This window comes from Streptomyces sp. NPDC048462 (assembly GCF_043200175.1).
Taxonomy (GTDB): Bacteria; Actinomycetota; Actinomycetes; order Streptomycetales; family Streptomycetaceae; genus Streptomyces.
Genome location: NZ_JBICXG010000006.1, coordinates 75,345 through 100,704 on the forward strand (window position 1 = coordinate 75,345; position 25,360 = coordinate 100,704).

The 25,360-nt window shown below is 71.4% G+C and carries 23 protein-coding genes; 12 read left to right on the forward strand and 11 right to left on the reverse strand.

Annotated features, from left to right (window positions below):
- Nucleotides 1-2 precede the first annotated feature (2 nt).
- Nucleotides 3-761, reverse strand: coding sequence for an IclR family transcriptional regulator (locus tag ACGFU6_RS13185; RefSeq protein WP_393610438.1), 759 nt, complete (start codon nucleotides 759-761; stop codon nucleotides 3-5).
- Nucleotides 758-1,798: a sugar kinase gene (locus tag ACGFU6_RS13190; protein ID WP_393610440.1), complete on the reverse strand. Its 1,041-nt coding sequence runs from the start codon at nucleotides 1,796-1,798 to the stop codon at nucleotides 758-760. Before ACGFU6_RS13190 ends, ACGFU6_RS13185 begins: the two co-directional genes overlap by 4 nt.
- A gap of 176 nt (nucleotides 1,799-1,974) precedes the next feature.
- Between ACGFU6_RS13190 and ACGFU6_RS13195 the strand changes: the two genes are divergently transcribed.
- Together ACGFU6_RS13195 and ACGFU6_RS13200 are read left to right on the forward strand one after the other, a co-directional pair.
- A complete protein-coding gene (locus tag ACGFU6_RS13195; RefSeq protein ID WP_393610441.1) occupies nucleotides 1,975-3,282 on the forward strand; it encodes an amino acid deaminase in 1,308 nt (435 codons plus the stop codon).
- A gap of 91 nt (nucleotides 3,283-3,373) precedes the next feature.
- Complete coding sequence (locus ACGFU6_RS13200) at nucleotides 3,374-4,993, forward strand: amidohydrolase family protein (protein WP_393610443.1); 1,620 nt, start codon at nucleotides 3,374-3,376, stop codon at nucleotides 4,991-4,993.
- Nucleotides 4,994-5,008: 15 nt separating this feature from the next.
- On the opposite strand, the gene ACGFU6_RS13205 is transcribed toward ACGFU6_RS13200, so the two are convergent.
- Nucleotides 5,009-5,848 (reverse strand): siderophore-interacting protein, encoded by an 840-nt coding sequence (locus ACGFU6_RS13205; protein WP_393610798.1) that lies wholly within the window; start codon nucleotides 5,846-5,848, stop codon nucleotides 5,009-5,011.
- Nucleotides 5,849-5,966: 118 nt separating this feature from the next.
- On the opposite strand from ACGFU6_RS13205, the gene ACGFU6_RS13210 reads away from it, so the two are divergent.
- A complete protein-coding gene (locus ACGFU6_RS13210; RefSeq protein WP_393610445.1) occupies nucleotides 5,967-6,791 on the forward strand; it encodes a TetR/AcrR family transcriptional regulator C-terminal domain-containing protein in 825 nt (274 codons plus the stop codon).
- 28 nt (nucleotides 6,792-6,819) lie between these two features.
- Here ACGFU6_RS13210 and ACGFU6_RS13215 read toward each other — a convergent pair whose 3' ends face one another.
- Nucleotides 6,820-6,987: a hydrophobic protein gene (locus tag ACGFU6_RS13215; RefSeq protein ID WP_393610447.1), complete on the reverse strand. Its 168-nt coding sequence runs from the start codon at nucleotides 6,985-6,987 to the stop codon at nucleotides 6,820-6,822.
- Between the two features lie 120 nt (nucleotides 6,988-7,107).
- Here ACGFU6_RS13215 and ACGFU6_RS13220 point away from each other — a divergent pair, with 120 nt between their 5' ends.
- Nucleotides 7,108-7,953 (forward strand): DUF1206 domain-containing protein, encoded by an 846-nt coding sequence (locus ACGFU6_RS13220; RefSeq protein WP_393610448.1) that lies wholly within the window; start codon nucleotides 7,108-7,110, stop codon nucleotides 7,951-7,953.
- Between the two features lie 102 nt (nucleotides 7,954-8,055).
- Here the strand turns inward: ACGFU6_RS13220 and ACGFU6_RS13225 are convergent, their stop codons facing one another.
- The gene (locus tag ACGFU6_RS13225; RefSeq protein ID WP_393610450.1) at nucleotides 8,056-8,949 is read right to left on the reverse strand and encodes a serine protease; all 894 of its coding nucleotides are present in this window, start codon (nucleotides 8,947-8,949) and stop codon (nucleotides 8,056-8,058) included.
- 216 nt (nucleotides 8,950-9,165) lie between these two features.
- Between ACGFU6_RS13225 and ACGFU6_RS13230 the strand changes: the two genes are divergently transcribed.
- The 4 genes from ACGFU6_RS13230 (at nucleotide 9,166) to ACGFU6_RS13245 (ending at nucleotide 12,272) form a co-directional block, all read left to right on the forward strand.
- Nucleotides 9,166-9,378, forward strand: a complete 213-nt coding sequence (locus ACGFU6_RS13230; protein ID WP_393610451.1) for a DUF4287 domain-containing protein — start codon at nucleotides 9,166-9,168, stop codon at nucleotides 9,376-9,378.
- Between the two features lie 45 nt (nucleotides 9,379-9,423).
- Nucleotides 9,424-10,257, forward strand: coding sequence for an arylamine N-acetyltransferase (locus ACGFU6_RS13235; protein ID WP_393610453.1), 834 nt, complete (start codon nucleotides 9,424-9,426; stop codon nucleotides 10,255-10,257).
- 280 nt (nucleotides 10,258-10,537) lie between these two features.
- The gene (locus ACGFU6_RS13240) at nucleotides 10,538-11,749 is read left to right on the forward strand and encodes a pyridoxal phosphate-dependent aminotransferase (RefSeq protein ID WP_393610455.1); all 1,212 of its coding nucleotides are present in this window, start codon (nucleotides 10,538-10,540) and stop codon (nucleotides 11,747-11,749) included.
- Nucleotides 11,750-11,873: 124 nt separating this feature from the next.
- Entirely contained in the window at nucleotides 11,874-12,272 is a 399-nt protein-coding gene (locus tag ACGFU6_RS13245; RefSeq protein WP_123523912.1) for a hypothetical protein, read from the forward strand.
- A gap of 137 nt (nucleotides 12,273-12,409) precedes the next feature.
- On the opposite strand, the gene ACGFU6_RS13250 is transcribed toward ACGFU6_RS13245, so the two are convergent.
- The 3 genes from ACGFU6_RS13250 to ACGFU6_RS13260 form a co-directional block, all read right to left on the reverse strand.
- Entirely contained in the window at nucleotides 12,410-14,440 is a 2,031-nt protein-coding gene (locus tag ACGFU6_RS13250) for a hypothetical protein (protein WP_393610456.1), read from the reverse strand.
- Between the two features lie 145 nt (nucleotides 14,441-14,585).
- Nucleotides 14,586-14,792 carry a hypothetical protein gene (locus ACGFU6_RS13255; RefSeq protein WP_393610457.1) on the reverse strand — a complete coding sequence of 69 codons (207 nt, stop codon included), beginning with the start codon at nucleotides 14,790-14,792 and terminating at the stop codon, nucleotides 14,586-14,588.
- A gap of 317 nt (nucleotides 14,793-15,109) precedes the next feature.
- Nucleotides 15,110-16,936 (reverse strand): phosphoenolpyruvate carboxykinase (GTP), encoded by a 1,827-nt coding sequence (locus ACGFU6_RS13260; RefSeq protein WP_393610459.1) that lies wholly within the window; start codon nucleotides 16,934-16,936, stop codon nucleotides 15,110-15,112.
- Nucleotides 16,937-17,149: 213 nt separating this feature from the next.
- On the opposite strand from ACGFU6_RS13260, the gene ACGFU6_RS13265 reads away from it, so the two are divergent.
- The 3 genes from ACGFU6_RS13265 to ACGFU6_RS13275 all read left to right on the forward strand — a co-directional run bounded on the left by ACGFU6_RS13265 (nucleotide 17,150) and on the right by ACGFU6_RS13275 (nucleotide 20,165).
- Complete coding sequence (locus tag ACGFU6_RS13265) at nucleotides 17,150-17,851, forward strand: hemolysin III family protein (RefSeq protein WP_393610460.1); 702 nt, start codon at nucleotides 17,150-17,152, stop codon at nucleotides 17,849-17,851.
- A gap of 152 nt (nucleotides 17,852-18,003) precedes the next feature.
- Nucleotides 18,004-19,521: an MFS transporter gene (locus tag ACGFU6_RS13270; protein ID WP_393610462.1), complete on the forward strand. Its 1,518-nt coding sequence runs from the start codon at nucleotides 18,004-18,006 to the stop codon at nucleotides 19,519-19,521.
- Nucleotides 19,522-19,532: 11 nt separating this feature from the next.
- Nucleotides 19,533-20,165, forward strand: a complete 633-nt coding sequence (locus ACGFU6_RS13275; protein ID WP_393610463.1) for a TetR/AcrR family transcriptional regulator — start codon at nucleotides 19,533-19,535, stop codon at nucleotides 20,163-20,165.
- Nucleotides 20,166-20,180: 15 nt separating this feature from the next.
- Here ACGFU6_RS13275 and ACGFU6_RS13280 read toward each other — a convergent pair whose 3' ends face one another.
- Complete coding sequence (locus tag ACGFU6_RS13280; RefSeq protein ID WP_393610465.1) at nucleotides 20,181-22,229, reverse strand: thioredoxin domain-containing protein; 2,049 nt, start codon at nucleotides 22,227-22,229, stop codon at nucleotides 20,181-20,183.
- Between the two features lie 175 nt (nucleotides 22,230-22,404).
- On the opposite strand from ACGFU6_RS13280, the gene ACGFU6_RS13285 reads away from it, so the two are divergent.
- A complete protein-coding gene (locus tag ACGFU6_RS13285) occupies nucleotides 22,405-22,971 on the forward strand; it encodes a Uma2 family endonuclease (RefSeq protein WP_393610467.1) in 567 nt (188 codons plus the stop codon).
- Nucleotides 22,972-23,525: 554 nt separating this feature from the next.
- On the opposite strand, the gene ACGFU6_RS13290 is transcribed toward ACGFU6_RS13285, so the two are convergent.
- Both ACGFU6_RS13290 and ACGFU6_RS13295 read right to left on the reverse strand, forming a co-directional pair.
- Complete coding sequence (locus ACGFU6_RS13290) at nucleotides 23,526-24,419, reverse strand: YDG/SRA domain-containing protein (protein WP_393610469.1); 894 nt, start codon at nucleotides 24,417-24,419, stop codon at nucleotides 23,526-23,528.
- Nucleotides 24,420-24,518: 99 nt separating this feature from the next.
- Nucleotides 24,519-25,307, reverse strand: a complete 789-nt coding sequence (locus ACGFU6_RS13295) for an SDR family NAD(P)-dependent oxidoreductase (RefSeq protein WP_393610471.1) — start codon at nucleotides 25,305-25,307, stop codon at nucleotides 24,519-24,521.
- Nucleotides 25,308-25,360: the final 53 nt, after the last annotated feature.

Below are 25,360 nucleotides of genomic sequence, written 5' to 3' on the forward strand. Positions count from 1 at the left end.
GATCAGGCTTTCTTGGGTCGGGTGGTGCCGGAGTACTCCCGGCTGATGGAGTCGGCGGTGCGCCGGACCAGTGGGAGCAGGGTGAGGAGTTCCTCTGCCGTGACGACCACGTTCGGTGCGGAGACCGACATCGCGGCGACGACGCGCCCGTCGGCGCCGCGAATGGGGGCGCCGACGCAGTTGATGGACTCCTCGTGGCCACCGAGATCGGTGGCCCAGCCCTGTTCGCGTACGGCGGCGAGTTCCTTGAGGAACGCGCCGGCGCCGGGGGTCGAACGGGACGTGTACATGGGGTAGTCGAGCTTCTCGGCGACGGCGCGCCGTTCCGGCTCGGTCAGGTCGGCGAGCAGGAGCTTGGCCACGGCGGCGACGGTGATCGCGACGGGCTTGCCGATCCGGGAGTACATCCGGACCGGGTAGCGGCTCTCGACCTTGTCGATGTAGAGGACCTCGTTCTCCTCGTACACCGCGAGGTGGACGGTGTGTCCGCAGCTCTCGTTGAGTTCGGCGAGGTGCGGGTGGGCGATCTCACGGACGTCGAGGTTCTCGACGGCCTCCTGGGCGAGCGCGAAGAGGCGGGCGCCGAGCCGGTAGCGCTGGTCCTGCTGGCGGTAGACGAGTCCGTGCTCGTGGAGCGTGCGCAGCAGCCGCAGCGCGGTGGACTTGTGGACGCCGAGCCGCTCGGCCACCTGCCCGAGGTCGGCGGGTCCCTGCGCGAGCAGCGGCAGGATGCTGAGCGCCCGGTCGACGGTCTGGCTCATTGCGTACGTACCTCCGTGTCGTCCCCCGTCCAGCCGGGGCCGAGACGCAGTCTCCCCCAGGCGGCGTCGTCGAGGGCCACGAGGTGGTCGGCCCGGTCGCGCGCGGGCGGGTCGGTGAGGTCGCCGGGGACGGTGAGGGCGGCGGCGGCCATCAGGTGGCCGTGCCGGGCGCGGTCGCGCACGGGCAGTCCGCGCAGGGTGGCGGAGAGGAACCCGGCCGCGAAGGCGTCACCGGCGCCGACGGGCGCGACGACGTCGACGCGCAGCGCGGGGACGTCGGTGACGGTGTCGCCCTCGATGACCGTCGCACCGTCGGCGCCGCGCTTGACGACCAGCACGGCCGGTTCGGGAAGCGCCGCGCGGATCGCCCCGGTACCGGTGATCCCCCAGGCCTCCTCCGCCTCGTCCTCCCCGACGAAGACGAGGTCCGCGCCCCGGGCCAGGTCCAGCAGGACGCGCGGGGAGGCGTCGCCCTCGCGCCAGAGTCCGGGCCGGTGGTTGACGTCGAAGGAGACGAGCGGGCGGCCGGGGCGCGGGGCGGTCAGCTCGCGCAGCAGCGCCAGGCAGTCGGCGGAGAGCGCGGCGGTGATGCCGGACAGGTGCAGGACCCGGCCCGCGAGCAGGGCCTCGTGGGGGACGTTGGCGGGGGACATCGCGGAGGCGGCGGAACCGGCCCGGTAGTACGCCACCTCGTGGATGTCGGCCGCGCGGTCGGTGGCGGTGCGGAAGTAGATGCCCGTGGGCCGGGCGGGGTCGCGCCGCACGGCGGAGGTGTCGACGCCGTAGCCGGCGATCGTGTCGACGAGGTGGTCGCCGAAGCCGTCGGCCCCGACCCGGCTCACCCAGGCCGCCCGGTGCCCCGCCCGGGCGAGCGCGCAGGCAACGTTGGACTCGGCGCCCCCGATGCCCCGCCCGAAGGACGGCACGTCGGCCAGTCGCCCCGGCTGCGAGGGCAGGAACGTCACCATGGACTCACCGAGGCACACGACATCTGTGGTCGCGGCGTCGGCGGCGGTCCTGGCCGGGGTTCCGGACACTCGGGGCTCCTCTGGGTCTGCGGGCGGCACCGGTTCTCACCATTGACCGGGCGTCGGCTCGGATGTTAGACAGCCCTGAGCGATATACGCAATGGGTGTTGCATATGCTGCAACGCAATACAGTACAGATGACCGACGACGACCCAAGACGATCTACTTCGATCGAGGAGGCCCCCATGGCTGCCGAGGCTGCCGACCGTCCCGTGGCCGGACTGGCCGGACTCGCTGATGAGCGGGTCGACCACCGGTTCAAGGCGCTCCCGCCCGACGCGCAGGGGCTGACCGTCGCCGAGCTGGCCGCCGAACGCCGCGACCTCTTCACCGGCGGGTTCACCACTCCCGTGCTCGCCCTGTCGGCCGAATCCGTCGAGCACAACCTCGCGCTCCTGGAGACGTACGCGCGCCGCCACGGCCTCGCGTTCGCCCCGCACGGCAAGACGTCGATGTCCCCGCAGCTGTTCGCCCGCCAGCTGGAGCACGGCGCGTGGGGCATCACCGCGGCCGTCCCGCACCAGGCCCGCGTCTACCGGGCCTACGGGATCCAGCGCATCTTCCTCGCCAACGAGCTCGTCGACGCCGCCGCGCTGCGCTGGCTCGCGGGCGAGCTGGACGCCGACCCCGGCTTCCGGTTCGTCTGCTACGTCGACTCGGTGCGCGGCGTCGAGCTGATGGACGAGGCCCTGCGCGCGGCCGGCGCCTCCCGCCCGGTCGACGTCGTCGTGGAGCTCGGTGCCGGTGAGGGCGCCCGCACCGGCGCCCGGACCGGGGCCGACTGCGCCGAGGTCGCCGACGCGGTGGCCTCGGCCGGGAGCCTGCGCCTGGTGGGCGTGGCCGGTTACGAGGGCGAGGTGCCCGAGGCCTCCGGCGAGCGGGTACGGGACTGGCTGCGCCGGCTCGTCGCGCTGGCCGCGTCCTTCGACGCGCAGGGGCGGTTCGCCGCGCTGGAGGCCGGTGAGCAGATCGTGATCAGCGCGGGCGGCAGCGCGTGGTTCGACGCGGTGGCGGACGTGTTCGCCGAGATCCCCGAACTGTCTTCCCCCGTATGCAAGTTGCTCCGCTCGGGGGCGTACGTCTCGCACGACGACGGCCACTACCGCCACCTGACGCCCTTCAACCGGGTCCCCGAGGAGGGCGCGCTGCAGCCCGCCTTCCGGCTCTGGGCGCAGGTCGTCTCCCGCCCCTCCCCCGGGCAGGCGTTCCTCAACGCGGGCAAACGGGACGCCGCCTACGACCTGGACCTGCCGCAGGCGCAGGTCGTGCGGTCGGGGCGGGACGGATCGGTCCGCGAGGCCTCCGGGATCGAGATCACCGGACTGTCCGACCAGCACGCGTGGGTACGCACGGCCGAGGGGGCCGAACTGGAGGTCGGGGACTGGGTCGGAATGGGCCTGTCGCACCCCTGCACCAGCTTCGACAAATGGCAGCTGATTCCCCTGGTGGCGGCGGACGGCACGGTCACCGACTACATCCGCACGTTCTTCTGATCCCGAAGACCGCCCTACCCGGCCCCTCGGGCGACCGAGGGGCGGGGGGTGCCGGGGGCCGGGCCCCCGTACTCCCCTGAAAGGCACTCCCATGGACCTGGTCATCCGCGACACCCGCGTCATCGACGGCAGCGGCACCCCCTCCTACCGCGCCGATGTCGCCGTACGCGACGGCCGCGTCGCGGAGATCCACCGCGAGGACTCCCCGGGCCCCCGCCCCTCCGCCGCCCGCACCCTGGACGCCGACGGGCTCGCCCTCGCCCCCGGCTTCATCGACATGCACGCCCACAGCGACCTCGCGCTGCTCCGCGACCCCGACCACAGCGCCAAGGCCGCACAGGGCGTCACCCTCGAAGTCCTCGGCCAGGACGGGCTGTCGTACGCCCCCGTCGACGACCGCACCCTCGCCGAGGTCCGCCGCTCGATCACCGGCTGGAACGGCGACGGCAGCGACATCGACTTCGACTGGCGCACGGTCGGCGAGTACCTGGACCGGCTCGACCGCAACTTCGGCGGCCGGGGCATCGCCGTCAACGCCGCCTACCTGATCCCGCAGGGCACCGTCCGGATGTACGCGGTCGGCTGGGACGACCGGCCCGCCACCGACGCCGAGCTGACCCGGATGAAGCAGCTCGTCGCCCGGTCCATGGCCGAGGGCGCGGTCGGCATGTCCTCCGGACTCACCTACACCCCGGGCATGTACGCGGACGACGCCGAACTCACCGAACTCTGCCGCGTGGTGGCCGAGCACGGCGGCTACTACTGCCCGCACCACCGCTCCTACGGGGCGGGCGCGCTGCGGGCGTACGAGGAGATGGTGACGCTCACCCGCACCGCGGGCTGCGCCCTGCACCTCGCCCACGCCACCATGAACTTCGGCGTGAACGAGGGGAAGGCGCCGGAGCTGCTCACCCTCCTGGACCGGGCCCTGGACGCGGGCGCCGACATCTCCCTCGACACCTATCCGTACACCCCGGGCTGCACGACGCTGGTCGCCATGCTGCCGAGCTGGGCGAGCGAGGGCGGCCCGGAGTCGATCATGGCCCGGCTGGCCGACGACGCGACGGCCGCCCGGATCCGCCACGACATGGAGGTCGTCGGGGCCGACGGCTGCCACGGCGTGCCGATCGAGTGGGACCGCATCGAGATCTCCGGCGTCAGCGTGCCCGGCCACGAGGCCTACGTCGGCCGTACGGTGGCCGAGTCCGCCCGGCTGCGCGGCGAGGAGCCCTGGGTGACCGCACGGCGGCTGCTCGTCGACGACCGGCTCGGCTCCACGATCCTCCAGCACGTGGGCCACGAGGACAACGTCCGGCAGATCATGCGCCACCGCGTCCACACCGGCGGCAGCGACGGCATCCTCCAGGGCGACAAGCCGCATCCGCGCGCCTACGGCACCTTCCCGCAGTACCTCGGCCGGTACACCCGGGAGCTGGGCATCCTCTCCCTGGAGGAGTGCGTCGCCCACCTCACCTCCCGCCCGGCCGCCCGGCTGCGGCTGGCCGACCGGGGCCTGGTCCGCGAGGGCTACCGCGCGGACCTGGTGCTGTTCGACCCCTCGACGGTGGCGGCCGGCTCCACCTTCGACAAGCCGCGCACCCTGCCGTTCGGCATCCCGCACGTACTGATCGACGGCCGTTTCGTCATCGAGGACGGCAGGCGGACCCAGACCCTGGCCGGCCGTTCGGTGCGCTCCACACCCCGCACCTAGGACCTTTCGTTTGGATCAGGCGCCCGCCGCCCGCTCCCGCGCCCAAGCCAGGTCCTCCTCGGTGGGGGCGTCGTCCTGGGTGAGCGCGCGGCGCCAGTAGCCGCTGAACTCGACGGCGGACCTGGGCAGTCCGCGCTCCTCGACGAGATGGCGGCGCAGCGCCCGGACCGTGCCGGCCTCCCCCGCGAGCCAGCCGGCCACGCCCTCGCCGGGCAGCGCGGCCGACCGGACCGCGTCCAGCAGCGACTCGCCCCCGTCCCGGTGCACCCAGCGCACCGTCACCTCGGCCGCGCTGTCGAACCGCTGCTCCTCGGCGGCGTCGGCCACCTCGGCGCAGACCGTCGCCCGCGCCCCGGCCGGCAGGGCTTCGAGGATCGTCCCGATCGCCGGGAGCGCCGACTCGTCACCGGCCAGCAGCAGGTGCCCGGCCTCGGGCAGCGGCCGGGCGTACGCCGAGGACGGGCCGACCATGCCGACCACGTCCCCCGGCTCGGCGGCGCGGGCCCAGCGGGTAGCGGGCCCGTCGTCGCCATGGAGCACGAAGTCGACGGCCATCAGGCCGGAACCGGGGTCGTACGAGCGGACGGTGAAGCTCCGCATGAGCGGCCGCTCCGCCTCGGGGATCGCGAGGTACGCCTCGTACCAGCGCATGCCGTAGGTGTCCTCGGCCTCCGGCTCCGGCAGCCTGGGCACGCGCTGTCCCGGCCGGGGGAAGCAGAGCTTCATCTGCTGGTCGGGCCGGTCCTCCATGAGTGCCGCCAGCGCGTCCCCGGAGAAGCTGATCCGCAGCATCCGCGGGCTGATCCGCTCGACCCGCGCTACTCGCACGTACGAAACAGCCAACGCCTGCACCACCACGGCCACACCACACCTCTCATCGGACCGGAAACCTCACGCTCGACACCCACGTTTGATACTTTACGTCGTAAGGATTTGCCGGGCCGAAGTTACTTTATGGCGTAAGGAGTCGCAAGTGGTGGTCTATGCCGGGCAGGGCGACGCCCGCCGGTCGATGTCACTGCTGTGGCGCTCGGCCGCACCGCCGGAGCCGGGCCGCACCGCCGGTCCCGGCCCGAGGCCGGGGCTGACGGTCGACGCGATCGTGACCGCCGCCATCGCCGTGGCCGACGAGGACGGCATGGCCGCGCTCTCCATGCGGGCGGTCGGCGAACGGCTCGGGCGCACGGCGATGGCGCTCTACACCTACGTCCCCGGCAAGAGCGAGCTGCTGGACCTGATGTACGACGCGGCGCACGCCGAACTACCCGCCGGCCGCGCCCCGGGCGGCGAGTGGCGGACGGACCTGACGGGGTGGGCGCGGGACACGCTCGCGTTCTACCTGCGCCACCCCTGGGTGCTCCAGGTCTCCCAGGCCCGTCCGGTGCTGGGCCCGCACGAGTACGCCGCACTGGACGCGCTGGTGCGCCTGCTGCGCGGCACGGGGCTCGACGCCGGGGTGCTCCGGCGCCTGGTCGGGACGCTGTTCCACTTCGTGCGGGGCGCCGCGCAGACCGTCGCCGACGCGCGCGAGGCGGCGTCGGCGACGGGGCGGCCGGACGAGGAGTGGTGGTACGCCCGCTCGGCGGCGCTCATCGAGCTGGTCCCGGACTTCGCGGACCGTTATCCGGAACTGAGCCGGATGGAGCGGGACTCGGCGCCGCCGCAGCCGGCCACCGACGACACGGTGCCGTATCCGGAGCGGGAGGCGCGGGAGATGTTCGACGCGGGCCTCGGCGTACTCCTGGACGGCGTCGAGGCGGCGGTCCGGCGGGGAGCCGGGCGGGCGGACCCGCCCTGACTCCCCCGCCACGCCATCGGTACCGGCTTCACCACCGGTACCAGCGGCCGCGACTGGTGCCGGACCCCGAACGCAGGAGGAAGCCGAGCAGCCACAGCACAAGCACGATGCCTGCGATCCACCAGAGCAGATTGAGCGCGAACCCGGCACCGAAGAGCAGCAGGACGATCAGAAGAACCACGAGCAGGGGAACCATGTTTATCAACCTCCGGAGACCCGGGTGCCCGGGTCCCGACGGTCCACACCTCGGCGCCTGAGCTCCTTCCCGACCGGGGCGGAATCGTTTCCCGGTCGCTTTGCCGGGCAACCGGAGGACATGAATACATCTGCGGCAGCACAAAGAGGCAAAGGGAAGGCCCGCCAGGCCGGCGACAGCAAAGCGGTCGAGGTGGGCGGACGCGCGGGGTTCATCGCTCGCGGAGTGATCTATTTCCTGGTCGGTTTCCTCGCGCTGCGGATCGCCTTCAACGGCGGCGGCAGCAAGAAGCAGGCCGACCGCGGCGGCGCCCTCTCTGAGATAGCCCAGAAGCCCTTCGGCTCGGTCCTGCTGTGGGTGCTCGGGACAGCCGTGGTGGGCATGGCCCTGTGGCGGCTGTCCGAGGCGCTGTTCGGGGCCCCCGGGGAGGACGGGGACAAGGCCACCAAGCGGCTCACGTCGGCGGGCCGGGCCGTGTTCTACGGTTTCGTCGCCTACTCGGTCCTGTCCTTCGCCGCGGGCAGCAAGAGCAGTGGCAGCGGTTCCAGCGACTCGAAGTCCCAGGACGTGACGGCGAAGGTACTGGACCTGCCGGGCGGCCGCTGGATCGTGGGCGTGGCCGGTGTCGTCGTGGTCGGCGCGGGCCTGTGGATCGCGGGCCGAGCCGTGATGCGCAAGTTCCACAAGCGTCTGCGGATGGAAGCCATGTCGCGGGTGCAGCGGCGCGGGGTCGACGTGGTCGGAGTCTTCGGTGGCCTCTCGCGAGGGATCGTCTTCGCGGTCGCCGGTGGATTCGCCGTGTCCGCCGCGCTGAAGGCCCGTTCCAGCGAGGCCAAGGGCATGGACGACACCCTGCGCTCCTTCGCCTCGACCCCCGCCGGGCCGTGGCTGCTGGCCCTGATCGCCGTCGGACTGGCGGCCTTCGGCCTCTTCTCCTTCGCGAACGCCCGCTGGCGCAAGATCTGAGATACGGGTGGGGCGGGGTGTCAGCTGCCGCCCGCCCCGCCCCACCCGGTCCACCTGACCGCCCGGCCGTCCCAGGCCGGGCGGTTCGTCGTGTCCGGGCCGTTACGGCTTGGGCAGCTCACAACCCGCTGCGTCCAGGTCGAACTTGTTGCCGGCACCGATGCACGGCACGATGCCGTAGGTCTCCTGGGCGTAGTTGATGCCCTCGCGGACCGTCACCTGGCCGTTCTCGTCGACCTCGCACGGGTTGTTGTCCGTGCACTCCTGCCCGTCCTCGTTACCGGTGTTGTTGACGGCGACGACCTTGCCGGTGGCGTCGTCGATCACCGGCGAGCCGGACGTGCCGCCGATGGTCTGGCAGGCGGAGGTGTAGCGGACCGAGTCCTTCCAGGTCCACTCACCCTCCTTCAGCCGGTAGACGAACCCGTCGACGTCGCAGCTGTAGGTGCGCTTCCAGTACCCGGACGCCACGGTGATCGCGGCGCCCTGCACCGGGTGCGCCGTGTTGAGCTCCAGCGCCTCGATCCCGTAGTCGCTCTCGATCTCGGCGTAGGTGGAGGTGAGTTGGTACACCGATATGTCGGTGTCCGTCATCGTCCCGTACGCGATCTTGCTCGCCCACACCGTGCCGAGGTCGCCGCCCGCGTTGTCCAGCAGGGTGAAGCTGCGGGTGGACGGCTGGTCGATCACGACCTCGCCGGGCCCGGGGAAGCCGGACTCCATGCAGTGCCCGTTGGAGAGCACGAGCGCGGGATCGTCCGGCTGGGAGCCGGGCGTACGGACCACCGATCCCGAACAGTTGCTGAGCGCCACGGTGCCGGCGAAGCCGACCGCCTTGGTCCGGGCCTTCGCCCGGACCGCCGTGTGGCTCGATGACGCCGCCGCCCTGACCGTGCTGGGCGCTGTCGCGTCGTGGCTCGTGGCCGCGGTCGCGGGTGCGGTGCCGGCTCCGAGGAGCAGCACGGCGAAGAGCGCACCGACGAGAGGCTTTTTCATGTGGGGGTCCCCTCAAGTGACCTGCGCAGAGCGTGTGGGGCCTCTGCGACCGGAGTTCTTCCGGTTTTGACATGCGCATGGTGGCGCATTGCCGGAAGTCGCACAAGGGGCGGATCAGGTCACCGGGCCCTGCCGGCAGGCGTGGACGACCGCCCGGACACGGTTTCGCGGCTGCGGATCCGGGCGGCTGTCAGACCCGTCTGGGAGGCTTGCGCCATGACTGACGCAGTGAAGGGCCCCGCGAGCTATTTCCCGTCGATCGAGCAGAAGTACGGCCGTCCGGTCGCGGAGTGGAAGGACCTCATCCGCGCCTCGCCGCTCACCAGGCACATGGAGATCGTGGTGTGGCTCAAGTCCGAACACGCGATGGGGCACGGCCATGCCAACGCCCTGGTCGCGCACACGCTGGCCGAGGACAAGGGCGAGTAGCCGGGACGCGGGCACGGGCCCGTCCCGGCTGCGTACCGTCTGGGTATGACTTCCGATCACGAGCACGTTCTCGACCTCGACGCCTACCTCGCCCGCATCGGCTGGAGCGGGGAGCGCCGCCCCACGGCGGCCGTGCTGCGCTCGGTGCACCGCGCGCACGCGCTGGGCATCCCGTTCGAGAACGTGGACCCCGTCCTCGGCACCGTGCCCTCGCTCGCCCCGGCCGATCTGGAGGCGAAGCTCGTCCGGGGTGATCGCGGCGGCTACTGCTACGAGCACAACACCCTGCTCACCGCCGCGCTGCGGGCGCTCGGCTTCGAGGTCACCCTGCTCTGCGCCCGGGTCGTGCTGGGCGCGCGCCCGGGGGACGTCCGGCCCCGGACACACATGCTGATGCGCGTCGGGGTGCCGGGTGAGCCGACGCCGTACCTGGCCGATGTCGGCTTCGGCGCGATCGGCTCGCTGCTTGAGCCGATCGCGCTGGCCACCGGGACCGAGCTGGAGGACGGCCCGCGCCGTCACCGGCTCGCGCACCCGCCGCACGACGGGCCGCTGGAGCTGTGGGAGCTCCAGGCCGCGACGGACGGCGGGGCGTGGCAGGCGCAGTACGCGTTCACGGTGGAACCCTTCGAGGCGCCCGACTTCGAGGTCATCAACTGGCACATCGCGACCAACCCGCGTTCGCCGTTCGCGCGGGTGCTGTACGTCCAGCGCACCACCGAGGACGCCCATCTGGCGCTCACCGGCCGCACCCTCGTGGTGACGGCGAACGGGGGCGGCCGCGAGGAGCGGGAGCTGGCGGACGGGGCCGAGGTGGAGCGGGTCCTCGCGGACGCCTTCACGATCAGGCTGCCGGAGGGGGCCCGACTGCCGGAGTGACGGCCGGGTGCTGGAGTGACGGTCGGGTGCCGAGTACCGGTCGGGTGCCGGAGCGAGGCCCGCCCGACGCCTCCGTGGCGCATCTCACCCGCCCCGCCCGCTCGCACCCCGGCCCCACACCTTTCCAAGCCCGTCCCCCGTCCGCGCCCCGGGTTCCCACGGTTCGCGGGCGGTGGGCGCATGGGATGGAAGCCGGGCGGGGCGGGCCGGACGACCCGGCTGGGTCAACCTGCGGGGAAAGGCCGGGCACCCCGCGAAACACAGTCGTAAGCTCGCAGACATGCAGGTCATCCAGTCCACGAAGCTCGCCAACGTCTGTTACGAAATCCGGGGCCCCGTGCTGGAGGAGGCGATGCGGCTGGAAGCGGCAGGCCATCGCATCCTCAAGCTGAACACCGGCAACCCCGCCGCGTTCGGCTTCGAGTGCCCGCCGGAGATCCTCGAGGACATCCTGCGCAACCTCTCCGGGGCGCACGGCTACGGCGACGCGAAGGGGCTGCTGTCCGCGCGGCGGGCGGTGATGCAGCACTACCAGACCAAGGGGATCGACCTCGACGTCGAGGACGTCTACCTGGGCAACGGCGTCTCCGAGCTGATCCAGATGTCGATGCAGGCGCTGCTCGACGACGGCGACGAGGTGCTCGTACCGGCCCCGGACTACCCGCTGTGGACGGCGTCGGTCTCCCTCGCCGGCGGCACGGCCGTGCACTACCGCTGCGACGAGCAGTCCGACTGGATGCCCGACCTCGCCGACATCGAGCGGAAGATCACCGACCGCACCAAGGCCATGGTGATCATCAACCCGAACAACCCGACGGGTGCGGTGTACGACGACGAGATGCTGCGCGGGCTGACGGAGATCGCCCGCCGCCACAACCTGGTTGTCTGCTCCGACGAGATCTACGACCGGATCCTGTACGACGGAGCGACCCACACCCCGACCGCCGCCATCGCGCCCGACCTGATGGTGCTCACCTTCAACGGGCTGTCCAAGAACTACCGGGTGGCCGGCTACCGCTCCGGCTGGATGGCGGTCTGCGGCCCGAAGGCGCACGCCTCCTCGTACATCGAGGGGCTGACGATCCTCGCCAACATGCGGCTCTGCGCCAACATGCCCTCGCAGCACGCCGTGGCGACCGCGCTCGGCGGGCGGCAGTCGATCAACGACCTGGTACTGCCGGGCGGCCGCATCCTGGAGCAGCGGGACGTGGCGTACGACCTGCTGACGCAGATCCCGGGCGTGACGTGCGTGAAGCCGAAGGGTGCGCTGTATCTCTTCCCTCGGCTCGACCCCAAGGTCTACAAGATCAAGGACGACCGGCAGATGGTCCTCGACCTGTTGCGGGCCGAGAAGATCATGGTCGTGCAGGGGACGGGGTTCAACTGGCCGGAGACCGATCACTTCCGGGTCGTGACGCTGCCCTCGACCGAGGACCTGACGGACGCGATCGGCCGGATCGCCCGCTTCCTGGACGGGTACTGCCAGGTGTAGACGGCAGGCGGAGCCAGTGCGGACGCGGCCGTGGCGAGGGTTCGCACCGGCAGATCGCGAATCTGGACAACTTTAGACTGAATCCAAGCTAGGATGGTTCCACAGCAACACCAGGAGGCCATCCATGTACGAACCGATCCGCACCAAATCGGTCCACACACCGGCCGACCACGCCGACTTCCCGCACCGCAGCCGCGAGGAGGAGCTGGACATCCAGCTCGCCGGACATCTGGCCGCACTGCTCGCGGTCACCGATGAGCTGGGACTCGGCGAGGCGGGCGACCGCATCGCCGAACAGGTCGCACGGCTGCGCGGCACACCGCCCGCCCGGCACGCCGGCCTGACCGAGGCCCCCGCACCGGCCCTGCACCGCCGCGCCCACGCCCTCGCGGGCCGCGCGCTGGTGGTGGCGGCGTCCCGCGCCGACACGGCCGCCGCGATCCTCTCGGCCGAGCGCATGGACGCCCACGCGGCGGCGGCCCCGGTCGCCACCGGCCCGTCGCACCTGGTCGGCGCCCTCTAGACGGCCCCGGTCCACGTGCCGTAGAGGCGTGTGGACCGGGTGCCACCGCACAACACCGACGGCCCGGCCTGTTCCGCAGTTCACGCGGAACGGGCCGGGCCGTCGGTCTGTCAGTGCCTGCTTGCCGTCACTGCCTGTCAGTGCTTGCCGCGGGTCCGGAAGCGGACCATGGCGAGACCGGCCAGGACCAGCAGTCCGGCGGCGATGCCGATGCCGGTCGTGGCGCTGCCGGTGTCGGCGAGGTCACCCGGGTGACCGGGCTTCCCGTGGTGCGTCGGGTGCGGGCCGGGACTCCAGGTCGGACCGTCCGAGTGCGTCCAGGTGGGAGCCGGGCGGGGCGAGTGCGTCCAGCTCGGGTGAGGGTGGGGCGAGTGCGTCCAGCTCGGGTGCGGGGTCGGCGTCGGGCTCGGGCTCGGGCTCGGGACCGTCACCGGGACCTCCACCTCGCAGGGCAGGTCGGGGGCGTCCTGCGCCGCGCAGCGCGCGCCGGGGGTGTCGGAGGTGACGGCGTTGCGCAGGACCGCGTCGCCGCTGTCCGGGTCGTCGACGGTGACCGTGTAGGTGATCGTCGCGGTGGCGCCGGGGGCCAGCTCACCGGACCAGTCGAGGGTGTTTCCCGTGACCTCCGCCGTGCCGGTGCTCGCGGTGGGGCCGGCGGTGATCTTCGCGTCGTCGAGCACACCGGACAGGTCGTCGGTGAGGTGCGCGGGGCTCAGGGTGGTCTCGCCGGTGTTGGCGGCGGTCACCGTGTAGGTGACGGTGTCGCCGGGCTCGGCGCTCGTCGGCGTGGCGCTCTTGGAGAGCTCCAGCACCTGCTCCTGGCGCTTCACGGGCACGGAGGCCGAGGACTCGTTGGAGACGACATCGTCCCCGTCGTGGTCTCCCTGCGCCGTGGCGGTGTTGGTGAAGGTGTCGCCGTTGACGACGTCTTCCTCGGTCAGGACATGGGTTCCCTCGCACACCATGGACGAGGTGCTGGAACCCATCACCCCGAGGGTGTCGCGGGGGCAGGTCACGTCGGTCACCGACGGGTCCACCACATGGACCCCGTCGAGCTGCGTGGTCCCGGTGTTGGTGACGAGGAACTGGTAGTGCACCGTGTCACCGGCCTCGAAGGGCTCCGTCGCCGCGTTGTCCGGCGGCGCCACCGTCTTGACCAGGTTCAACTGGTCCAGCCCGACGACGGAGTTGGCCTTGAGCCCGCGGATCAGGTGGGTGTCGATGCTGCCGCCGGTGGAGCCGGAGAAACCGAACTTGTACGTGGGCGGCGCGTCGGCCGTCATCTGCGTCGACAGGACGGGCTGGAAGCCGGCGCCGTCGTTGAAGTCGATCTCGACGTCCACGGTCGGCCGGGCGTCCGGGCTGACCATGATGTGCACGGTGCGCTTGGCGGGCAGCGGATCGGTGCCCTGGTGGCGGAGGCTGCCGGGCAGCGTGGAGCGGAAGCCCGACTCCTGGGTGTCGTCCGCCGCGATGGTGGAGTCGAGGTAGCAGTAGCCGTCGTCGCCCTGCCCGGGTCCGCGCAGGGTGACGGTGTCCGTCACCGGGAGCCCGCTGGTGACCGGTGAGCGCTGGGATTCGGGGCAGCCGTTGCCGCGCAGCTCCTCGTCGTTGGCGAAGTTGCCGTACGCGTCCAGGCCGACGCCGAGGTAGCCGCCGTTGACGCCGGGATCCAGATTGCGCTGGGCGTAGCCGAGCGAGCCGCCGTCGGCGCCCGCGTCGGTGAGGTCCACCGAGCCGTCGACCAGGAAGAAGCCGATACCGTCGGCGCCCGAGTCGTTGGTGCCGTACTGGTACTGCTCGAAGGTGACGTCGAGGCCGCCGTTGCCCGGGAGCGGCCGGTTGTAGAGCATCCCGCCGACCCGGTAGTTGGCGTGGTCGGTGAGCTGGAGCCAGCCGGGGGTCTCACCCGGGGTGGGCACCGGCGGGGTCGTCTGGGTGGCGGGGTCGTCGCACGGCCCGACCTGGGACTCGCCGGCGGGCGGCTCCGCCGAGGCGCCGGTCAGACAGGCGTTGTCCAGGGGGACGAAGCCGGGGTCGGGCACGGAGCTGCCGGTGAAGTCCTCGTCGAGCAGCACCGATTCGCCCACCGCCCGCGGCGAGGGCGGCGCAGCTGCGGTCGGAGCCGCAGCCAGGAGCAGGCCCAGGGCCGTTCCGGCGGACGCCATGACGGCGAGCGATGGGGCACGCCGCAGACGTTCATATCTTTTCATTACATTACGTTAAAAAAAGCCGCACAGAGTCCTAGTTGCGCACGTCGCCGACACGCCGCAACGGCGACCGAATGGCGGCGCCCTCCGAAGTGCGTCCGGATCAGGGCGCGGCCGAGGCGGACGTCCGGGCGGCCAGGGCGGTCGAAGGAACATCCCAGGACGGGAAGCGCAGGCCCTCGTGGTTCTCCCCCCAGGCGTGGAAGAAGGCCGCCACCAGAGCGACCGGGGACAGCACCAGCAGCGAGACCGTCACCACGATCAGGGTCACCGCCCAGCGCGGCATGCCGGTGCGCCGCCGCCGCGGCATGCGGGTGTGCTGATCCGGATACGGCGGTATCGCCGACAACGTCATGGCCCCCCACAACCCCCGCACCCCCCGGCACGGTCGGGTCCAACGTAGGCCGGGGCCCATCCCGCCGACAGCTCCGGCTGGTCACAGCCCGACTACGAACAGGGCCTGCCGGTCCACGCGCGGCAACCGCCTCCACGGGGGCGGCCCCCGGAACCGCATGCCGGTTCCGGGGGCCGGGGCCGTGTTCGTGCACGTCCCCACCGCGGCAGGCCGTTGACTCCACAGGTCGGGGCGGATGTCGGGAGCCGGGCCGCGGAGTTCGAAGGGCGGGCTCAGCCCAGGCGCTGGACCAGGGCGCGGTACTCGTCCCACAGCTCCTTCGGCGTGTGGTCGCCGAAGGTGTTGAGGTGCTCGGGGACCAGCGCCGCCTCCTCGCGCCAGACCTCCTTGTCGACCTTGAGCAGGAAGTCCAGGTCCGACTCGGAGAGGTCCAGGCCCTCGGTGTCGATGGAGCCCTTGGCCGGCAGGATGCCGATCGGGGTCTCGACGCCCTCGGCCTTGCCCTCCAGGCGCTCCACGATCCACTTCAGGACGCGGCTGTTCTCGCCGAAGCCGGGCCAGACGAACTTGCCCTCCTCGTTCTTGCGGAACCAGTTCACGTAGTAGATCTTCGGCAGCTTCGACTGGTCCGGCTTGTCCGCGCCGACCTTGATCCAGTGCTGCATGTAGTCGCCCATGTTGTAGCCGCAGAACGGCAGCATGGCGAACGGGTCGCGGCGCAGCTCGCCGACCTTGCCCTCGGCGGCGGCGGTCTTCTCGGAGGCGACGTTGGCTCCGAGGAAGACCCCGTGCTGCCAGTTGAACGACTCGGTGACCAGCGGTACGGCCGAGGCGCGGCGGCCGCCGAAGAGGATGGCGGAGATCGGCACGCCCTTCGGGTCCTCCCACTCGGGCGCGATGATCGGGCACTGGCCGGCCGGGACGGTGAAGCGGGCGTTGGGGTGGGCGGCGGGCTCGGGGGACTCGGGGGTCCAGTCGTTGCCCTTCCAGTCCGTGAGGTGCTTGGGCAGTTCCTCGGTCATGCCCTCCCACCAGACGTCGCCGTCGTCGGTGAGGGCGACGTTGGTGAAGACGGAGTTGCCCCACATGGTCTTCATGGCGTTGGCGTTGGTGTGCTCGCCGGTGCCGGGTGCGACGCCGAAGAAGCCGGCCTCGGGGTTGATCGCGCGCAGCCGCCCGTCCTCACCGAACCGCATCCAGGCGATGTCGTCGCCGATGGTCTCGACGGTCCAGCCGGAGATCGTGGGCTCCAGCATGGCGAGGTTGGTCTTGCCGCAGGCGCTCGGGAACGCGGCGGCGACGTACTTCGACTCACCGCGCGGCGGCGTGAGCTTGAGGATCAGCATGTGCTCGGCCAGCCAGCCCTCGTCGCGCGCCATGACGGAGGCGATGCGCAGCGCGTAGCACTTCTTGCCGAGCAGGGCGTTGCCGCCGTAGCCGGAGCCGTAGGACCAGATCTCGCGGTCCTCGGGGAAGTGCGAGATGTACTTGGTGGAGTTGCAGGGCCACGGAACGTCCTCCTGGCCCTCCTCAAGGGGCGCGCCGAGCGTGTGGACGGCCTTGACGAAGAACCCGTCGGTGCCCAGCTCGTCCAGGACCGGCTGTCCCATGCGCGTCATGGTGCGCATGGAGACGGCGACGTACGCGGAGTCGGTGATCTCGACGCCGATCGCGGAGAGCGGCGAGCCGACGGGGCCCATGCAGAAGGGCACGACGTACATGGTGCGGCCGCGCATGGAGCCCCGGAAGACGCCCTGGTCGCCCACGAAGATCTCCCGCATCTCGGCGGGGGCCTTCCAGTGGTTCGTCGGACCGGCGTCCTCCTCCTTCTCGGAGCAGATGAACGTACGGGTCTCGACCCGTGCGACGTCGCTCGGGTCGGAGGCGGCGTAGTACGAGTTCGGGCGCTTGATCTCGTCGAGTTTGGTGAACGTGCCCTTGGCCACGAGCTCCCCGCACAGGCGCTCGTACTCGGCCTCGGAACCGTCGCACCAGACCACTCGGTCCGGCTCGGTGAGGGCTGCGATCTCGTCGACCCAGGAGACGAGCTCCCGGTGATTGGTGGGAACAGTGAGGGGAGCCGCGATGTCGCGCGCCACGATCGCTCCTTGATGAGGGTGGGTGTTTGGTAGTTGCCCCGTGGGGGCCGCGACCCGGATGCTTCTACCCCTTCGAATTTCCCCTGGCGCTCATCCGGTGCCGACCGCACTCATTTGATCATCCGACCGTTCCGCCCATATGTCCAGAGGGCCGCCCACGTGAGCATCGCCACTCATATCCGCAACCTACGGTGGCGTAGGTACGATGCGGGAATGACTGCTGCCGCCGCCGCCGCGCCCGAACCCGCCGGGCTGGAACCAGCCGGAACCGATGCCGTCGAGCTGAAACCACGGATGCGCGGCTGGCTGCACGCCGGCATGTTCCCGGCGGTCGTCGTCGCGGGCATCGTGCTCATCGCCCTCACGGACACCACCCGCGGCCGGATCGCCTGCGGCATCTACATCCTGACCGCGTGCCTGCTGTTCGGCGTGAGCGCCGTCTACCACCGCGGCACCTGGGGCCCGCGCGGCGAGGCGGTGCTGCGCAGGCTGGACCACGCCAACATCTTCCTGATCATCGCGGGCACCTACACCCCGCTGACCCTGCTGCTCCTGCCCCGCTCCACCGGGACCCCGCTGCTCTGGGCGGTCTGGGGCGCGGCGGTCGCGGGGATCGCCTTCCGGGTGTTCTGGGTCGGCGCCCCGCGCTGGCTCTACACGCCCTGCTACATCGCGATGGGCTGGGCCGCGGTCTTCTTCCTGCCGGACTTCATGCGCACCGGCGGGATCGCGGTGCTCGTACTGGTCGTCGTCGGCGGACTGCTGTACAGCGCCGGCGGCGTCATCTACGGCATCAAGCGGCCGAACCCGTCGCCGCGCTGGTTCGGGTTCCACGAGGTCTTCCACTCACTGACCCTGGCGGCGTTCGTCGTGCACTACGTGGGCATCTCCCTGGTGGCGTACAGCCAGAGCTGACCCCTCACCGCCCCCACCCCCTTCCCTCTCATGGCCGCGACTCCCGAGTCACGGCCATGACGCATGTCAGGACACATTCGACGCCCTCGATTGACACTAACAACCTTTTGAGAGTTACTGTCACTTGACTGCAACTCTCAAAGGAGTAGGACATGAACCGACGCTGGTGGGCCCTGGGCGCGCTGGTGGCGAGCACGCTCGTCCTCGGCTTCGATATGACGATCCTCAACGTGGCGCTGCCGACGATGGCCGGTGAGCTGGGCGCCGGCACCGGAGCACAGCAGTGGATGGCCGACGCGTACGTCGTCGTGTTCGCCGCGCTGATGCTTCCGGCGGGACTGCTCGGCGACCGCTTCGGCCGCCGCCGGATGCTCATCGCCGGGCTCGGCGTCTTCCTCGTCGGCTCGGTCCTCGGCGCACTCGCCGGTGACGTGTCCACGGTGATCGCCGCCCGCTGTGTGATGGGTGTCGGCGGCGCACTCGTGATGCCGCTCGCCATCGCCGTACTGCCCTCGCTGTTCGGCGAGCCGAAGGACCGGATGAAGGCCATCGGAATCGTCTCGGCCGCCTCGGCGCTCGGCCTGCCGCTCGGCCCGATCCTGGGCGGCTGGCTGCTCGACCACTTCTGGTGGGGCTCGGTCTTCCTGGTCAACGTCCCGATGGTCGGCATCGGCATAGCCGCCTGCGTGTTCCTGCTCCCCGAGACCCGCGACCCGGCCTCTCCCCGGGTCGACCCGGTCTCCACCGCGCTGACCGCGACCGGCCTCGGCACGCTGATCTACGCGGTCATCGAGGCACCGGGCCGCGGCTGGGGCGACCCGCTGATCCTGGCCGTACTGGCCGCGGGCGCGGCCCTGATCGCCGCGCTCGTCATGCGCGAGCGCAAGGCACCCCGCCCGATGCTCGACCTGCCCCTGCTGCGGCAGCGGACGTTCCTGCTCAGCACGCTCGCCGCCACGCTCGTGATGTTCGTGCTGGCGGGGCTGATGTTCATCCTGCCCGGCTACCTCCAGGCCGTGCTGGGCAACGACGCCTTCGGCACCGGCTTGCGGATGCTGCCGATGATGGGCGGGCTGATCGTCGCCACCAGGGCCGGCGGCCCGGTCAACGCGCGCTTCGGGCCCCGCGCCGCGATGTCGGCGGGGCTCGTCGTGCTCGCCTTCGCCGCGTTCCTCGGCAGCCGCACGACGGTCGACAGCGGCTACGGCTTCACCGCGCTGTGGCTCTCCATCGCCGGGGCCGGCTTCGGCTTCGCCGTCGTCCCCGCCATGAACGCCGCGCTGGCCGCCCTGCCCCCGGACCGCTCGGGCAGCGGCTCGGGTCTGCTGATGACCGTGCGCCAGACCGGCAGCGCGCTCGGGATCGCCCTGCTGGGCAGCCTGCTCGCCGGTGCCTACGGCGACCGCCTCGACACGACGGGGCTGCCGGCCGCCGCCGCGGACACCGCCGGGGACTCGGTCGTCGCCGCCCACGCCGTCGCGGCGAAGCTCGGCGCACAGCGCCTCGCGGAGTCCGCCGACGCCGCATACCTGCACGGCATGAGCCTGGTCCTGCTCGTCATCGGCGCCACCGCCCTGGTCAGCGCCCTGCTGGTGGCGGCCCTCCTGCCCGGCACGAAGCCGGGACGCGACGAGCCCGCCGACGTGGCCGCCACCCCCGTCGATGCCTGACAATGGCGACCATGGCCGCCACTCCCCGTACCCCTTCCCTCACCGAGCCCGGCGCGCAGCCCCCGCTGGGACTGCGCGAGCGCAAGAAGCTCAGGACCCGGGTCGCCATCCGGCAGGCGACGTACCGGCTGATCGCCGAGCAGGGGTACGACGCGACGACCATCGAGCAGATCGCGCAGGCGGCGGAGGTGTCGCCGAGCACGGTGTTCCGGTACTTCGCGACCAAGGAGGACATCGTCCTCACCGACGAGTACGACCCGGTGATGGAAGCCTCGCTGCGGAGCCGGCCGGCCGATGAGGCGCCCCTGCTGTCGGTGCGGCTGATGATGATCGAGTCACTGACGTCGTTCATGGAGACGGAGAACGAGGAGCTGCGCCAGCGCACCCGGCTGATGGTGGAGGTCCCCGCCATCCGGGCGCGGATGACGGAGACCATGTCGGACACGGCGAAGATCCTCGCCCAGGTCCTCGCGGACCGCACCGGCCGCAGCGCCGACGACCTGAAGATCCGGATCTTCATCGCGGCGGTGCTCGGCGCGCTCCGCGAGGTGACCCTCTACTGGGGCGAGCACGACCAGGAAGGCGACCTGATCGCCATGATCAACGACGCTCTGGACACCCTGGAGGGCGGCCTGCTGCTCTAGGCCCTCTCGTTTGGATCATGCCCCGTCATCCCCGAGGGCACGGGCCAGCACCGCCGGGTCGGTCGTCGGCGCGTCGCACACGAAGTGCCTGCACACGTACGCGGTCGGCGCTCCGCCCAGCATCGGACGACCCGCCAGCAGCGGGAACTCCGAGCCCGACGTCTCCCCCGCCGCGACCACCGCGCCCGGCGCCCGTCCCAGCAGCGCCGTACGGTGCAGCTCACCGCCGACCGGCCCGGCGACGGCCACCTCGCGCGGGCCGTCGAGCAGCGCCTCGGCCACCGCGAGCCCCCAGCCGATGAACCGCGGCGCCTTCGGCCCGAGTGCCTTCACCACGCCCAACGCCTGCTCGGCGGCCGCGCGGTGGGGTTCCGATCCGGTGTACGCGGCGTACGAGAGCAGCGCCCCGGCCGCCGCCGTCCAGCCGGCCGGGGTGGCGCTGTCGGTGGGGTCCTGCGGGCGGCGGATCAGCTTCTCGGCGTCGTCCGCGGTGTCGTAGAGCTGACCGCCCTCGCCGGTGAAGTGCTGGAGCACGATGTCCAGCAGGAAGCCCGCGAACTCCAGCCAGACCCCCTCGCCGGTGACCGAGGCCAGCGCGAGGAAGCCCTCCGCCACATCGCCGTAGTCCTCCAGCACACCCGTGTGCTCCCCGGCGCGCCCGTCCCTGGACGTCCGGACCAGCCGGGCGACCGGGCCCATGTGGAGCCGCACCAGCAGGTCCGCGGCCTCGGTGGCGCGCTCGATCAGGTCCGGGCGGTCGAAGTAGGCGCCCGCCTCGGCCAGGGCGGCGATCGCCAGCCCGTTCCACGCGGCGACCACCTTGTCGTCCCGCCCCGGCCGGGTACGCAGCTCCCGGGCCGCGAGCAGCCGGGCCCGTACGTCGGCGGCCCGCGCCTCGTCCACCACCTCACCGGTGCGCGGCGGGTGGTGCGGTCCCTTCGGCGGCAGCTGGAGCACCGAGGACCCCTCCTCGAAGGTGCCCTCCTCGGTCACCCCGAAGTGCTCGGCCGCGAACGCGGCGTCGTCCTCGCCCAGCGCCTCGCGCAGCTGCGCCGGCGTCCAGACGTAGTACGCGCCCTCGACATGCTTGCCCTGCCCGTCCTCGCTGTCGGCATCGAGCGCGGAGGCGAAGCCGCCCTCGGCCGTACGCAGCTCCCGGACCATGAAGTCGGCGGTCTCCAGAGCCACCCGCCGGGCCAGTTCGGAGCCGGTCGAGCGCCACAGGTGCGCGTACACCCGGCACAGCAGCGCGTTGTCGTAGAGCATCTTCTCGAAGTGCGGCACGATCCACTCGCGGTCCACCGAGTAGCGGGCGAAGCCGCCGCCGAGCTGGTCGTACATCCCGCCCCTGGCCATCGCCTCGCAGGTGTCGGCCGCCATCTGGAGCGCACCGTCCGCGCCGGTACGGGCGTGGTGGCGCAGCAGGAACTCGATCACCATCGACGGCGGGAACTTGGGCGCGCCGCCGAAGCCGCGGTTCTTCTCGTCGTACTCCCGGGTCAGCCCGAGCAGCGCCTGCGCCAGCTCCGACTCGGCCGGCAGCCCCTCGCCGCCGTGCGCGAGGGAGCGCTGCGACAGGTCGTGGACGATGCGCCCGGCGACCTCCCCGACCTCGTCGCGCCGGTCAGTCCAGGCCGCGACGACGCCTTCGAGCACCTGCCGGAAGGAGGGCAGGCCGTGGCGGGACTCGGGCGGGAAGTACGTCCCGAAGTAGAAGGGTTCCGCGTCGGCGGTCAGGAAGACCGTCATCGGCCAGCCGCCCTGCCCGGTCGCCGCCTGCACGGCCTCCATGTAGACGGCGTCGACGTCGGGACGCTCCTCCCGGTCGACCTTGACCGGCACGAAGTGCTCGTTCAGATACGCCGCGACGTCGTCGTCCTCGAACGACTCATGGGCCATCACATGGCACCAGTGACAGGCCGAGTAGCCGACGCTGAGCAGCACCGGAACGTCCCGCCTGCGCGCCTCCTCAAAGGCTTCGGGCGACCACGGCCACCAGTCGACCGGGTTGTCGGCGTGCTGGAGGAGGTACGGGGAGACGGTCTGCGCAAGTCGGTTGGCCATGGCCCCAATCCTCGCGCACCCTCCCCCAGGACACCCGCGCGCCACGGGACGACGGGCGAACGGGCAGGTGAAGCGGGTGGTGCGCCCTGCCGAAGTCCGGCGGCCTACCGTCGGCCGACGGTAGGCTGACCCCAGCAGCGCCGGGACTGCCGAGGCTCCTCGAAGGAGGTACGCCATGACCGCCGAGATGGTGGCGCCCGCGTGGATGCACACGCAGATCAGCGCGGAGCAGTACGACTCCTGGTCCGAGGAGCAGTGCGCCGGCATCGAGATCGTGGACGGGATGGTCGTCGTGAGCCCGAACGCCTCCAAGCGCCACAACCGGCTGGCCCGCATCCTGGCCAACGCCCTGGACGCCGCCGCGGGCCCGGACTGGAACGCCGACACCGACTTCGACGTCCGCCTTCAGGACGTCCCCCTCACCAACCGCCGCCCCGACGTCATCGTCTACCGGGCGGAAACCATCGACCTCACACCTACCCGCCCCGAGCACGTCCTCCTGGTCGTCGAGGTCGTGTCGCCCGGTTCGGAGACAACCGACCGGATCGTGAAGGTGGACCAGTACGCCAAGGCCGGCATCCCCTTCTACTGGAGGGTCGAGCAGGCCGCCACCGGGGTTCCGATCGTGTACACCTACGTCCTCGATCCCGCCACCAAGGCTTACCGGGACGGCGAGATGTTCACCGGCACGGTGAGGGCCACCGCACCTTTCCCCATCACGGTCGATCTCGGGCTCTTGTAAAGTACCGATAAGCCGCCACGCTACCGACTCTGGACCATCCGCACTCGCCTCACGGTGTTTCGCCGACTCATCAGGGCATTCTCCGGCTGCGGATCGGATGTACCACGTGCGAATGCGACTCCAACTCGCACACGATCGCTTAGCCGCGCCCTGTTAAGAACTATTCAAGGGCACGTGGGCGGACGGACGCCAATAGGGAAGCCCTCCAAAAAAAGCGAGCCAATTCCTGTTATCCAGTTGCGGTTCATCAACCGTAACGGGCTGACATCACCGTCGGCGGCGATACAGGAGGGAACGGAAAGGTAGGCCGACCCTTACAAGTCGAGCGGAGAAGCTCGTGTGATGATCCTGGCTGTGCGGGACAGTGGAGGGGCATCCCGCACAGCCATGTCGGTTCAAGCAGAGCTCAGGTATGTGCTGATCGCCATGCTGGCCGCTCCAGGGCGGGAAAGCCGCGTTTGCGCCTTTGAGGCTACACAAGCCTGGACTCGCTGCCAGAGGAGGGTGATCGGCAGACCGCGTCGGCCACACCTGACGCGACGTCAGGAACCGACTCACGCGTCTCCGCCTCGGCCTTCCTCAGCTACCCCGTGGAGGGTGCGGTGATAGGCGAGCGCCTCCCTGTCGATCCGGTGTTCAGCGGTCTCGCGGAGGACGCCGAGCACGCTGCTGTCCGCCCGGCTCACGACGGTGAGGTCGTCGTTGATGACCAGCGCCCCCCTGTCCATGAGCACGTGGCAGTTGGGGCACAGGCACAACACGTTGCCGATCGTGTCCGCGCCTCCGTGTGGGCTTGGCAGCGACCGGATGTGCGCGGCTTCGGCATACGCGCTACCGGCGCTCAGCTGAAGGCGAACTCCGCAGACCTGGCACCTGAAGTCGTGGATCCGCTTGACGAGGTTGGCGACAGCCGTGCTGCGGACGACGCGCTGGATCGAGAGGGGCGACCGCACAGCGCCGACCGACCCCGGCCCGTCGGCCTCATCGGGTTGCGGACCGTCCGCCACACCCTGCTCGGCGGGCACCCGTCGGACGAGGCGGAACCGCCACACGCGTCGCCCGTCCGGACTCTGCTCGGACCAGTAGTCCTCAACCGTGTAGAGCCCGTCGTAGAGGTAGGCCCGGCCGCCGGCGGCGGTCGCGATCGGGCGCACCACACGGACGGGGGCCCGCGTGGACGCACTCGTCGCCAGTGCGGCATTGCCGCTGGTGAGTTGCTGGTCACCCGTCGCCCCCTCACCGGTGAGGACGATGACGTCACCGTGGTCCTCGTCGCGGGAGTGCTCGTCACTCAGGACGACCGACTCGGCTCCGCGTTTGCCGCCGCCCGCGATGGCGCTCATCAACTGCCGATGGACCCCGGCCCGGACCAGGCCTGCCCAATCGTCGAACCGACGCCCCGGGAGAACGCCCGGCACCAGACCGAACCCTGCGGAGGAGGACGGCATATCCCGCTCCGGCCCCGACTGCCCGGCGGGCAGGGCCGTGGCCAGTTCACGGACCCTGGCGCGTTCCGCGGATCTTCGCGCAGGAGTGGGGCCGCGGGGTCAGACGGCCGACCAGCCGTCGTCCACGGGGAGGATCGCGCCGTTGACGAACGAGGCGGCGTCGGAGGCGAGCCAGACGATCGCGGCAGCCTGTTCAGCGGCGGAACCGAGGCGGCCGATGTTCGTACCGATGAGCCGGCCGATGAGCGCGGGGCCGTGCGCGTCAGGGCGGCTGTCGACACTGATGCCGGTCGCCGTGGGGCCGGGGGCGATCATGTTGGTCCGGATGCCCTGCCCCCGGTACATCACGGCCAGGTTCTTCACCAGCCCGGTGATCCCGTGCTTGGCGGCGGTGTACGCGGCTCCTGCGGCTCCGCCGCGCAGGCCCGTCTCCGAGCCGGTGAAGACCAGACATCCGGTGCCGGCGGCCAGCATGTGCGGGAGCACTGCGCGGGTCAGGAGGAAGGGAGCCGTGAGGTCGATCCGCAGTACCCGTTCCCACTCCGCGTCGTCGGTCTCGTGTGCCGCCGACATGCGGTCCATGATGCCCGCGTTGTTGACCAGGACGGCGATCCCGCCGAACTCGTCGACCGCACGAGCCACCAGCGCGTCCACCACCCGCTGCTCCCCCAGGTCGCCGACGGCGGCGAGGGCGACACCCCCGGCGGCCGTGATCATACGGACCGTTTCCTCCGCGCCCTCCGTGTGGACGTCGGCGGCCAGGACGCGGTCGCCCCGGGCGGCGAAGGCCAGGGCGGCGGCCCTGCCGATTCCGGAGGCGGCTCCGGTGACGATGACGCTCCGGGGTGCGTGGGGGGCGGTGCCCGGCTCGGCTGGGGGCGTGGTCATGGGTGGTCCTCCAGAGGTGTGGCGATGAGTGGGGCCGGGGTGCCGGGAAGGGC